Origin of the sequence: Enterobacter sp. Bisph1 (assembly GCF_000814905.1) — a bacterium.
Classification (GTDB): Bacteria; Pseudomonadota; Gammaproteobacteria; order Enterobacterales; family Enterobacteriaceae; genus Kosakonia.
Genome location: NZ_JXAG01000032.1, coordinates 14160 through 26595, shown reverse-complemented (window position 1 = coordinate 26595; position 12436 = coordinate 14160). Strand labels below are relative to the sequence as shown.

The 12436-nt window shown below is 54.9% G+C and carries 11 protein-coding genes; 5 read left to right on the top strand and 6 right to left on the bottom strand.

What is annotated here, in order from left to right; translation table 11 throughout:
- Positions 1-12: 12 nt before the first annotated feature.
- Positions 13-918: a DMT family transporter gene (locus RW65_RS06915; protein WP_039055969.1), complete on the bottom strand. Its 906-nt coding sequence runs from the start codon at positions 916-918 to the stop codon at positions 13-15.
- A 171-nt stretch (positions 919-1089) separates the two neighbouring features.
- Between RW65_RS06915 and RW65_RS06910 the strand changes: the two genes are divergently transcribed.
- Positions 1090-1959 carry a helix-turn-helix domain-containing protein gene (locus RW65_RS06910; protein WP_039055968.1) on the top strand — a complete coding sequence of 290 codons (870 nt, stop codon included), beginning with the start codon at positions 1090-1092 and terminating at the stop codon, positions 1957-1959.
- Here the strand turns inward: RW65_RS06910 and RW65_RS06905 are convergent.
- Positions 1942-3126, bottom strand: coding sequence for a benzoate/H(+) symporter BenE family transporter (locus RW65_RS06905; RefSeq protein WP_039055967.1), 1185 nt, complete (start codon positions 3124-3126; stop codon positions 1942-1944). The genes RW65_RS06910 and RW65_RS06905 overlap by 18 nt on opposite strands.
- Before the next feature lie 158 nt (positions 3127-3284).
- On the opposite strand from RW65_RS06905, the gene RW65_RS06900 reads away from it, so the two are divergent.
- Complete coding sequence (locus tag RW65_RS06900) at positions 3285-3866, top strand: helix-turn-helix domain-containing protein (protein ID WP_039055966.1); 582 nt, start codon at positions 3285-3287, stop codon at positions 3864-3866.
- A 266-nt stretch (positions 3867-4132) separates the two neighbouring features.
- Positions 4133-6091, top strand: a complete 1959-nt coding sequence (locus RW65_RS06895) for a peptidase U32 family protein (protein ID WP_039055965.1) — start codon at positions 4133-4135, stop codon at positions 6089-6091.
- A gap of 221 nt (positions 6092-6312) precedes the next feature.
- On the opposite strand, the gene RW65_RS06890 is transcribed toward RW65_RS06895, so the two are convergent.
- Complete coding sequence (locus RW65_RS06890; RefSeq protein ID WP_039055964.1) at positions 6313-7263, bottom strand: LysR family transcriptional regulator; 951 nt, start codon at positions 7261-7263, stop codon at positions 6313-6315.
- Positions 7264-7358: 95 nt separating this feature from the next.
- On the opposite strand from RW65_RS06890, the gene RW65_RS06885 reads away from it, so the two are divergent.
- Entirely contained in the window at positions 7359-8039 is a 681-nt protein-coding gene (locus tag RW65_RS06885; RefSeq protein WP_039055963.1) for a nitroreductase, read from the top strand.
- Positions 8040-8109: 70 nt separating this feature from the next.
- Here the strand turns inward: RW65_RS06885 and RW65_RS21680 are convergent, their stop codons facing one another.
- The 3 genes from RW65_RS21680 to RW65_RS06875 are packed head-to-tail and all read right to left on the bottom strand — an operon-like array spanning position 8110 to position 10648.
- A complete protein-coding gene (locus RW65_RS21680; RefSeq protein WP_072037713.1) occupies positions 8110-8238 on the bottom strand; it encodes a DUF2474 domain-containing protein in 129 nt (42 codons plus the stop codon).
- The gene (gene cydB / locus RW65_RS06880; protein WP_039055962.1) at positions 8238-9248 is read right to left on the bottom strand and encodes a cytochrome d ubiquinol oxidase subunit II; all 1011 of its coding nucleotides are present in this window, start codon (positions 9246-9248) and stop codon (positions 8238-8240) included. Before cydB ends, RW65_RS21680 begins: the two co-directional genes overlap by 1 nt.
- Positions 9248-10648, bottom strand: coding sequence for a cytochrome ubiquinol oxidase subunit I (locus tag RW65_RS06875; protein ID WP_039055961.1), 1401 nt, complete (start codon positions 10646-10648; stop codon positions 9248-9250). The genes cydB and RW65_RS06875 overlap by 1 nt, the downstream gene beginning before the upstream one ends.
- Before the next feature lie 249 nt (positions 10649-10897).
- Here RW65_RS06875 and RW65_RS06870 point away from each other — a divergent pair, with 249 nt between their 5' ends.
- Entirely contained in the window at positions 10898-12304 is a 1407-nt protein-coding gene (locus RW65_RS06870) for an aminotransferase-like domain-containing protein (RefSeq protein WP_039055960.1), read from the top strand.
- Positions 12305-12436 lie beyond the last annotated feature (132 nt).

Sequence of the window (12436 nt, the reverse complement as noted above, 5' to 3'; positions counted from 1 at the left end):
CGATATGAAGCGTTACTGTTTCGCGACATGCCGCGCTCGCCAAACCCATTTTTCCGGGTGGACGAACATCACCAGATTACCGATAAGGATCAACACCAGCCCGATGACTCCCTCTACATGCCAACGATAGCCTTCAAAAAGGGACGACATGGTCAAGGCGACCAGCGGAAACAGCAGGGCGCTGTAGGCCGCTCGGCTGGGACCGATTCTACCAATCAGCGTAAAGTAGGCGCCAAAGGCAATCACCGTGCCGAATAGCGACAAATAGGCCAGTGCGGCAAGATAGGTGACGGTCCACTGCGGGGTAAAATCATCCCCGCGTAACAGGCCAATCGTCGCAATAAGTAGCGTGCCGTAAAGCATCGCCCAGCTGTTGGTGGTCAGCGTCGTCAGACCCTGGCGCTGATGGCGCAGGCTAATCATATTGCCAAACGAAAAACCCAGCGTCGCCAGCGCCGAAAGTCCCATCCCCATTAATACCGTTGCGCTCCAGCCGCTGCTAACCAGATCTTGCCAGAACAGCGTCAAAATTCCTGACAGTCCCAACAGGGCAGCGACAAAAAAGCGCGCAGGGGGTTTTTGGCCAAAAAAGAGGTAACTGTTGACGGCGTTAAACAATACCGCCATCGAGAAAATCACCGATTCCAGACCGGTATTTATCCAGGCTGCGGCAGTATAAAACGCCCAGAAGTTGAAACAGAACACGCAGCAACCCTGCAAAAGACAAAACAGATGATCGCGCAGCGACAAAGCATGTACTTTACGCCGCACGATTAGCAACAGCATCATCACCGCCGTTGCCAGAGCAAAACGCCAGAAAATAGATACTGGCGCAGCAACCGGCCCCTGTTGCAAATAGATCGCTATCCAGGTCGTTCCCCAGATAAATACCACCAGGCCGTAGAGTAATGCGTTCATAATAAATTCCGATGGGTATAGATATACCCAGTGTGACAAAGCCCGCATCCTTACGATTGCACCGGCTTGCGCTGCACTTGCGTATTCTTGCGCTTTTATTGATACAGCGCTGGTTTCAGACGTCAGCTATTCCTAGACTGAGTAAGGGTGAATTAAGGATGATTTTTGCGCATGTCTGGTTACTATGAAGCATTTGTAAACTTATGTAAACATCACGCCGTTTTACACAATGCGGTGGCGCTGCACTCGGGCATCCAACTTGCCGCATGGTCGAATACACACGACTATATTACCCAGTATTGCAATCATCATACCCTGAGTCTGTACGTGGCCGATGGCTATGAGAGCTACCACAAAACCCCTTATGGCTGGAGAAATGGCGGTGGGCCGGATCGCTTTTGCCTGATGCCCAAAGAGAGCGAATCCGTATGGGATTTGCGCGCCGATCTCTCTTTTGTTCACCTGTACTGCACGGACGAACATCTGCGCGACGTCGGGGAAAAGGTGTGGGATCGCAGCCCGGCATCGTTCACCCTGAACGAGAAAACCTTCTCACAGGATGAGGCTATTACCGCCCTCTATCGCCAGTTTTTGCTCGATTGCGACTGGCAGCAAAATGCCAACCAGTTAACCCTTAGTACCGCTTCGACGCTGTTGCTAACGCACTTAATCCAGCACTACAGCAACGTACAGTGGCAATTGCCGACGATTACCGGCGGGTTAGCGCCAGCGTCGTTACGCACGGTGCTGGAGTACATTGACGCGCATCTGTCTGAACCGTTGCTGCTGTCGGATCTGGCACAACAGGCTTCGCTGAGCGAATACCATTTCGCGCGTATGTTCCGCCAGTCGATGGGCATCGCGCCGCATCAGTTTGTTATGCAGCGCCGCATAACGCGGGCAAAAGAGTTGCTGTTACATAGCGACCAGGCGCTGATCCGTATCGCGCTGGCCTGCGGGTTTAATTCTGCCAGCCACTTCAGCAACCGCTTCAAAGCGGCCACAGGCGTTACCCCCTCGCAGCTACGGGCGACGCGCTAACGGCAAAATGGCGTAACTCGCGCCTCCTATCGCTAATCCCCAGAATGCCGAGCCTATCCCCAGCAGCGTGACGCCGCTGGCGGTCACCAGAAAGGTCACTACTGCGGCATCGCGAACGTGCTCGCTGGTTAACGCCTGATGCAGGCTACCGCTGAGAGTGCTTAACAGCACCAGTCCCGCCAGCGTTTGGATACCGCTCATCGGCAATGCGGCCAGCAGCGAGGTTATCGAACCGCCGAACAGACCCGCCAGCAGATAGAATACACCGGCGCATACCGCCGCCAGCCAGCGCTTTTCTCGCAACGGGTGGGCATCCGGGCTTTGACAAATCGCGGCCGAGATCGCGGCAATACAAATCGAAAAGACACCGAACGGCGAAAGCAGCAGCGCCAGCGCGCCGGTAAAGGCAATTAACGGCGAGACCGGAAGCGAGTAGCCCGCCGCTTGCAGCGTGACGAAGCCGGGCGCATTTTGCGAGGCCATGGTAACCAGAAAGAAGGGGATACCGATGCTGACCAGGGACGACCAGTGAAATTCCGGCGCGGTATATTGCGGTGTTGCAACGGTAAAGTGCAGATTATTTGTGACAACGTCACCATGAATCACTGCGGCCAACGCGCCGACGATAAGCGCGGCAATTATGGCGTAACGCGGCACCAGCGTCTTACAGATTAACCAGGCTAGCAGCATGCTGCCGCACAGCAGGAAGTGTGCTTCGATATTACTAAACGCCTGTAGGCCAAAGCGCAGCAGAATCCCGGCCAGCATGGCCGCCGATAGCGCCGACGGAATAATTTTCATCAGGCGGGCAAACAGCCCACTTAACCCACACAGCACAATCAACCCATTGGCAAAAATAAACACACCCACGGCTTCGTTCAACGAAACGCCTTGCAGGCTGGTTGCCAGCAGTGCCGCACCGGGCGTTGACCACGCGGTAAGTACCGGCATGCGATACCACACACTCAGCGCCAGGGTACTGATACCCATTGCCAGACCGAGCGCCGTCAGCCAGCCGCCGATCTGGTCGGCCGTCGCGCCTGCGGCAGAGGCCGCCTGCCAGATAATCGCTGCCGAACTGGCGTAGCCCACCAGTACGGCGACAAAACCTGCCAGTACGCTACTAAACGGGAGCCGTGCAGGGTGAGAAAGGGTGTCAACGGGCATGGAAACTCCTTGTGCGTTATAGCATCCAGATAAATTATCATCGGACGCTATAACGCACAAGGCGGGGATATATTACCGCACGCATAGCCCAACAGTTTCGCTCTCGAAAACATTTACGCTGCGCTATACTGCCCCGGATTTTTCTTCGCGGAGGCGCAATGAACATCGCAGATTACCTGGCAAGCACCTTAAAGCTTCTGCGTCAGGGCCGTGGCTGGAGCCTTTCCCGGCTGGCGGAGGAGACCGGCGTCTCGAAAGCGATGCTCGGGCAGATCGAACGTAATGAATCGAGCCCGACGGTGGCGACCCTGTGGAAAATCGCCACCGGCCTGAACGTTCCCTTTTCGACCTTTATTGCGCCGCCCGAAAGCGATACGCCGTACGCCTACGATCCCGACCAGCAGGCAATGGTGATCACGCCGCTGTTTCCGTGGGACGAAAAACTGCACTTTGATCTCTTCTCCATTACTCTCGCGCCGGGCGCGGTTAGTGAATCAACGCCTCATGAAAGCGGGGTGATTGAGCATGTGATTGTGATTAACGGCGCGCTGGATCTCTGCCTGAAGGGCGACTGGAAGGTTTACACTTCCGGGATGGGAGTACGTTTTGCCGGTGACGAAGCGCACGCGTACCGCAACAGTTCGCCGCATACGGTGCATTTCCACTCCTTGATTCACTATCCAAAAGAAAAAGCCGCAGGCACCCCTGCGGCAAAAAACGACGACAAATCACACGACTAACCACGTTTACCCCCATGCTTTGCGCTGCAGGGCGGCCAACAAGCCACATGCATACTGCCTGCTTGCCCACCTGCAACCAAAACACGCGAGATACTTGATGGGGAATGTCAGAGTCATCACTCTAGCGCGGGCGAAAACCGCGCGGAAATAACAATTTCAATATTGCATTGCCAGCGGGCGCAAATTCCCCCTGCGGCAGGTGGAGAAACCTGCCCGATGTGACTACAATAGCCGCCATTTTGCACATAATGGATAACGACAATTGTATGCGCCTGCACCCCCATCATCTTGAACTGTTGAGCCCGGCTCGCGATACCGCCATTGCCCGTGAGGCTATCCTGCACGGTGCCGACGCGGTCTATATTGGCGGCCCCGGTTTTGGCGCGCGTCATAATGCGGGCAATAGCCTGCGCGATATCGCTGAACTGGTGCCTTTCGCTCATCGCTACGGCGCGAAAGTCTTTATTACGCTTAATACCATTCTTCATGATGATGAGCTGGAGCCCGCGCGCGGGTTAATTCACGATTTGTACCAGGCCGGTGTCGATGCGCTTATTGTGCAGGATATGGGCGTGCTGGAGCTGGATATCCCACCAATAGAGCTGCATGCCAGCACGCAGTGCGATATTCGCACCGTCGAAAAAGCCAAATTTCTCTCCGATGTCGGTTTCAGCCAAATCGTACTGGCGCGCGAGTTAAACCTTGAGCAGATCCGCGCCATTCATAGCGCAACGGACGCCACCATTGAGTTCTTTATTCACGGCGCGCTGTGTGTGGCCTACTCCGGGCAGTGCAATATCTCTCATGCGCAAACCGGGCGCAGCGCCAACCGTGGCGACTGCTCGCAGGCGTGCCGTTTGCCCTACACCCTGAAAGACGATCAGGGGCGCGTAGTGGCCTATGAAAAGCATCTGCTGTCGATGAAAGATAACGATCAGTCCGCTAACCTGGCGGCGCTGATCGACGCGGGCGTACGCTCCTTCAAAATAGAAGGGCGCTATAAAGATATGAGCTACGTGAAAAACATCACCGCCCATTATCGCCAGATGCTGGATGCGATTATTGAAGATCGCGGCGATCTGGCGCGCGCCTCCGCCGGGCGTACCGAACACTTCTTTATTCCATCAACGGACAAAACGTTCCATCGCGGCAGCACGGACTATTTTGTCAATGCGCGCAAAATTGATATCGGCGCTTTTGATTCACCGAAATTCGTTGGCCTGCCGGTGGGTGAAGTGCTGAAGGTTGGGAAAGATCATCTTGATGTGGAAGTAACCGAACCGCTGGCGAACGGCGACGGCCTCAACGTGCTGATTAAGCGTGAAGTGGTGGGCTTTCGCGTCAACGTCGCGGAAAAAACCGCCGACAATCGCTACCGCGTCTTCCCCAATGAGATGCCCGACGCGCTGCGCTCGCTGCGCCCGCACCACGCGCTGAATCGCAACCTCGATCACAACTGGCAGCAGGCGCTGCTGAAAACCTCCAGCGAGCGTCGAATCGCCGTCGATATCGAACTCGGCGGCTGGCAGGAACAGCTGGTGCTAACCCTGACCAGTGAAGACGGCGTTAGCGTAACCCATACGCTGGATGGGCAGTTTGATGAAGCGAATAATGCACAAAAGGCGCTGGAAAGCCTGAAAGAGGGGCTGGCGAAGCTCGGGCAGACGCGCTATTACGCCCAGGAGATCAGCATCAGCCTGCCGGGGGCGCTGTTTGTACCCAACAGCCTGCTAAACCAGCTACGTCGCGAAACCGTGGAGATGCTGGAAGAGGCGCGGTTGGCTAACTACCAGCGCGGCAGCCGTAAACCGGTGGCCAACCCTGCGCCAGTTTACCCGGAGACGCATTTGTCGTTTCTCGCCAACGTCTATAACCATAAAGCGCGCGAATTTTATCACCGTTATGGCGTCCAGCTGATTGATGCCGCCTTTGAAGCCCATGAAGAGAAGGGCGATGTGCCGGTGATGATCACCAAACACTGCCTGCGCTTCGCCTTTAATCTGTGCCCGAAACAGGCGAAAGGTAATATTAAAAGCTGGCGCGCAACACCAATGCAGCTGGTACACGGCGATGAAGTGCTGACCCTGCGTTTTGACTGCCGTCCGTGCGAAATGCATATAGTGGGCAAGATTAAAAATCATATTCTGAAAATGCCGCTGCCGGGCAGCGTCGTCGCGTCAATAAGCCCCGACGACCTGGTAAAAACATTGCCAAAACGTAAATAAATAGGGTGCCGCCAGGCTACTTTTTATTTCGCCTTTAAGGGCGTGTTATTCAGAGCTAAAAAAGACCCTGTCGTTAATCGTTCAGGGTCTTTTTTATAGCAAGACTTAGTCGTTATTATCCGGGCGCGATGTTGCGTTTTCATCATTACATCGCATCTAGTGCATGCCGACGATTTGACGATATAAAAGTGAAGCGATTATGGAGCCTGCCGCCTACGGGATTATTCCTGGGCAGGCTTCGCAAAATAGCGCCAGTAAGGCGGTGAACCGAAGCTATCGACTAAAAAGTCGATCACCGTTCGCGTATTAAGCGAGGGATATTTCCCACCGGGATAAAGCAGCCACAGTGACTGCGCGGTGGCCGAATAGCTGGCGGTATAATCGGGAAGCAGAGCGACCAGTTCATTGCGGTTGAGCATCTCGCCCACCTGCCAGTCGGGAAAGAGCAGGATCCCACCATCGCTGAGGGCCGCCTGCAGCAGCAACTCCGCATTATCAGAGACAATTTTTGCCTGCGGGGAAAACTGAGAGGCTTTTTCACCCTGCTGAAAGCGCCAGCGCTGTAAACCGCTCTTGCCGCGGTAGGCCAGCAGCCGGTGGGAAAGTAAATCTTCCGGCGTTTGTGGCAGCCCATAACGACGCAAATAGGCAGGGGTCGCTACCAGATGACAGTGCTGTGGCGCAATCAAACGTCCATGTAACTCGGAATCCTGCAGCGCGGCGATACGTAACAGCAGATCGGTGCCATCGGCAAACGGATCGATGTAATCATCATTGAGATTCAACTCAATGTGCAGGCGCGGATAGCGTTCGCTGAAGGCGCTTATTCGCGGGCCAATATGGCGCAGACCAAAAGAGGTCGGGGCGTTGATGCGAATACGCCCGCCTGGCTCTTCGCGCCGTTCATCCACCTGGGTTTGCGCCTCCGTAAGCTGCTGTAACATAGTGCGAAACGTCTCGGCATAAAGATGGCCCGCCTCGGTGGCGATCACGGCGCGTGTATTGCGGTACAACAGCTGCGTTTCCAGCGCCTGCTCGAGCTGCTGCACAATGCGGGAAAGGGATGAGGCCGCCAGCCCTTCATTGCGGGCGACTTCCGATAAATTTCCCTCGCGCACAATGGCGAGAAAGAGCTGCATTGAGCGGGTGCTGATCTGACTGAGCTTTTTCATCTGTGCGTAATCCGCAAAGGTCCGTGGCGCATTGTACTGTTTAAGCCTCGCCTTTTCATCGCTAAGCTACGGCAAAATCGACAGCGGAGCAGAGAATGAGCAATATAGTGAAAACCTTTGATGAAACCGTGCGCCAGCGTTTTTCCGCGCGCGCATTTTTACCTGAGCCATTAACGCCGGAGCAGATTCAGGCGGTATTGCAGGATGCGCAATACTCACCGTCTAATTGCAATACCCAACCGTGGCATGTGCATGTGGTATCCGGCGAAACGAAAAATCGACTTGGCAATTTGATGATCGAACACGATTTGGCCGGCCAGCAGACGCCAGATTTCAGCTTCTCCTACGATGATTTTTATGGCGACTATTTTGAGCGCGCCCATGAACAAGCGCGGCTCTATTACGCGTCGCTGGGTATTGCCCGTGAAGACAGCGAACGTCGCAAAGAAGCCTATTTGCGCAATTACCACTTCTTTAACGCGCCTCACGCGGCATTTTTGTTTATGCCCACATTTGGCGACAATATCCGCGTCGCGTCTGATATCGGCATGTATGGCCAGAGCTTTTTGTTGTCACTAACGGCGCGCGGTTTCGCCGGTATCCCGCAAACCTTACTCGGTTTTCATGCCGATCTGATCCGCAAGGAACTCGGTGTCGACGATCAATATCGTCTGTTATTCGGCATCTCCTTTGGCTATCCCGACATGTCTGCCCCGTCGGCGCAAACCCGTATGCCGCGCCTGTCCGTCGAGCAAAGCGTGGTAATGCACGATTAGACAGAGATAATGCGTAAGCCAGTGAAAAAAATCCCGGTGAGGGATCGCCGGGATTTTGCATTGCGAGGGATTAATGGGATTTAAAGCCCGCCGCCGACATTAACAAACGGAACACCATACTGACGGCAAACAGCGCCATCACGCTGCCGCCCCAGATTAAGACCATCCACATCAGGCGGTGTAAAAAAGAGTGTTTCATCAGTGATACCCCGCGCCATGCTGCACCTTGCCGCGGAACACATAGTAGCTCCACAAGGTATAGACCAGAATAATCGGGATAATTAGCAGGGCGCCAACCAGCATAAAGCCCTGGCTTTGCGGCGGCGCGGCGGCTTCCCAGAGGGTGATATCCGGCGGGATAATATGCGGCCAGATACTGATGCCAAGACCGCTAAAGCCGAGAAAAATCAGCCCCAGCGTCTGCACAAACGGCAGCGCGTGGTAGTCCGGATTACCCAGGCTGCGCCACAGCCAGATGCTTAATGCGATAACCAGAATCGGTACCGGCGAGAAAAAATAGAGATTAGGCAGGCTGAACCAGCGCTCGGCGATCCCGGCGTGGGTCAGCGGCGTCCACAGGCTGATAACCGCAATCACCACGATCATCGCCAGCAACAGTTTTCTCGCCGCTTTGCGCATTTTCCCCTGCAGCGGCTCTTCGCTTTTCATCACCAGCCAGCTCGCGCCGAGCAGGCCATAGGTGATCACCAGTCCAACGCCGCAGAACAGGTTAAACGGCGTCAGCCAGTCGAGAGCGCCGCCGCTAAACTGGCGTCCGGTCACCTTAAAGCCGTTCAGTACTGCGCCTACCACAATACCTTGTGTAAAGGTGGCGAGCAGGGAGCCGGAGAGAAACGCTTTGTCCCAGAACGCACGGTGACTCTGGGTTGCTTTGAAGCGAAACTCGAAAGCCACGCCGCGAAAGATAAGTCCAATTAGCATTAAGGTCAGCGGGATAGTCAGCGCGTCGATAATTACCGCGTAGGCCAGCGGGAAAGCGCCAAACAAGCCCGCACCGCCGAGCACCAGCCAGGTTTCATTCCCATCCCACACTGGCGCGACAGTATTGACCATCACATCACGGTCATGAGCGTCACGGGTTACCGGAAACAGAATGCCGATACCGAGGTCAAAACCATCCATCACGATATACATCAAGGTGGCGAAGACGATAATGACAAACCAGATTAACGAAAGATCGATACCCATTATTTATCCTCATCCGCGTCGAGATGTTCGCCCGCCGCCGACAGCGGTCGCGCCGGGGTCCCTTGTGTCGCGTGCTCGTCACGCTCATCGGGTCCTTTGGTAATCAGCCGCACCATATAGCTGTAACCGACACCAAAGACGGAGCAATAAACCACGAAGAACGCCAGCAGGCTGAGGCTCATTTGCAAATCGCCATGGGCGGAAACCGCATCGGCGGTACGCAGCAGGCCATAAACCACCCACGGTTGACGACCCACTTCGGTGGTTACCCAACCGGCAAGAATCGCTATTAAGCCTGCCGGTCCCATCCACAGTGCGAAGTGTAAAAACGGTCGCGACTGATAGAGCCGGTCACGGAAACGCAGCCACAGCGCCGCGACGCCCAGGCCAATCATTAACACGCCCAGCCCGACCATAATGCGAAACGACCAGAAGACCAGCGGCGAGTAAGGACGCTCATCGGCAGGGAACTCTTTCAGCGCCGGAACCTGTTTATCCAGGCTGTGAGTGAGGATCAGGCTGCCCAGCGCCGGGATCTCCACGGCATAGCGCGTGCGCTCCTCTTCCATATCCGGCAGGCCAAACAGCAATAGCGGCGTGGCTTCGCCGGGTCGGTTCTCCCAGTGGCCTTCAATGGCGGCGATTTTCGCCGGTTGATGCTCCAGCGTATTCAGCCCGTGCATATCGCCGACCATCGCCTGAATCGGCGCAACTACCAGCGCCATCCACATCGCCATGGAGAACATTTTGCGAATAGCAGGAGTATTATTGCCGCGCAGCAGATGCCAGGCGGCAGATGCGCCAACAAACAGGGCGCTGCTGAGAAATGCCGCAATGGTCATATGCATCAGGCGATAGGGGAAAGAGGGGTTAAAAATCACTTTGACCCAGTCCAGCGGAATAACCTGGCCATTCTCAATGGCAAAGCCCTGCGGCGTATGCATCCAACTGTTGGAGGCGAGGATCCAGAAGGTCGACATGATGGTGCCGAGGGCGACCATACAGGTGGCGAAAAAGTGCAGGCCCGGCCCGACTTTATTCCAGCCAAACAGCATTACGCCGAGAAAGCCCGCTTCAAGGAAGAAGGCGGTCAATACTTCATAGGTTAACAGTGGCCCGGTAATACTGCCGGCAAACTGGGAAAAACCGCTCCAGTTAGTACCGAACTGGTAGGCCATCACCAGACCGGACACCACGCCCATACCAAAGTTAACGGCGAAGATCTTCGACCAGAAATGGTACAGCGTTCGCCAGTCCGGGTTACGGGTTTTCAGCCACAATCCTTCGAGCACCGCCAGATAGCTGGCAAGACCGATGGTGATCGCCGGAAAGATAATGTGAAAAGAAACCGTGAAGGCAAACTGTATTCTTGCCAGGTAAAACGCGTCTAAACCAAACATGCACAACCTCAATGTCATTGCTTCGGCTTCAATGTTAATCAGCGCAAGGCAGAACTTGCAGAAACAGATAACGGGAATTTACGTATAACAGTTCCTTACAAAGGTTATGGCAGGTTGAGGATTAGTCCAGACGAAGCGGCAAAACGCACGCATAACAGCGTGTAAAAAGGGCTGTTATGCACAAACTGATATAGCAGGATGACGTAGCGCGTGCCATGATAAAGACGTTTTGTTAACACGTGAAAAAAGATGAAAAAATATCAGCGACTGGCGCAGCAAATCAGCGATCAAATAGAGCTTGGCGTCTGGCGCCCCGGCGAGAAGCTGCCTTCCTTGCGTGAGCAGGTGGCGAGCAGCGGGCTGAGTTTTATGACCGTCGGACACGCCTATCAGCTGCTGGAGAGCCAGGGAAGGGTGATTGCCCGTCCGCAGTCCGGCTATTTTGTCGCGCCTGCTCCAGGTGTCGCGCGCAGCACGACGGCGATGGTCACGCGTGACGAAGCGGTGGATATCAATACCTACATTTTTGATGTTTTACAGGCCAGTTGCGATGCTTCGGTGCTGCCGTTTGGCTCCGCCTTTCCCGATCCGAAATTGTTCCCCATGCCGCAGCTTAATCGTTCGCTGGCGAAAGTGAGTAAAAGCGCCACCGCCATGAGCGTGATTGAAAACCTGCCGCCGGGTAACAGCCAGCTGCGTCACGCCATCGCCCAACGTTATGCCCGTCAGGGGATGAATATCTCGCCGGATGAAATCGTTATTACCGCCGGGGCGCTTGAAGCACTGAATCTGAGCCTGCAGGCCGTCACCGAGCCTGGTGACTGGGTAATCGTTGAAAGCCCCTGTTTTTACGGCGCGTTACAGGCGCTGGAACGGCTAAAACTAAAAGCGTTGTCGGTGCCAACAGATGTTAAAGAGGGGATCGATCTCAACGCGCTGGCGCAGGCATTAGAAGACTATCCGGTTAAAGCCTGCTGGTTGATGACCAATAGCCAGAACCCCCTCGGTTTTACCTTAAGCGCCGGTAAGAAAGCGCAGCTGGTAGCGCTGCTGGCGCAGCACAACGTCACGCTGATTGAAGATGACGTGTATAGCGAACTCTATTACGGACGCGAACAGCCGCTACCGGCAAAAGCCTGGGATAAGCAGGATATGACCCTGCACTGTTCCTCCTTTTCAAAATGCCTGGTCGCCGGGTTTCGCGTCGGTTGGGTCGCCGCGGGACGTCATGCCCGGCGTATTCAACAGCTGCAACTGATGAGCACTTTGTCCACCAGTTCACCCCTGCAGCTGGCGCTGGTCGATTACTTATCGACCCATCATTATGATGCTCATTTGCGCCGCCTGCGCCGACAGCTTGCCGAGCGTAAACACCAGGCCTGGCAAGCGCTGCTGCGCCATTTACCGCCGGAAGTGAAAATTTACCGTAACGAAAGCGGTTACTTCTTATGGCTGGAACTGCCGGTTGGACTGGATGCCGGTGAGCTAAGCCAGCTGGCACTGGCTAACCAGATAAGTATCGCGCCGGGGAAAATGTTCTCGACTTCCGACAACTGGCGCGCCTTTTTCCGCTTTAACTGTGCGTGGGCATGGGGTGATAAAGAGGAGCGGGCGGCCCAGTGTTTAGGTCAGTTAATTCGTCAAATGATGAATTAACCGCGCCGACCTTTCTTATTTGCTGCATAACTTATTCTCATTAAGAAAATATTATTCACCTTGAGCACGCCTGCGCCGTCATTATTTTCTCTGCTCCGCCATGGGCTATTCATAGGAAATGTGAATAGCAAC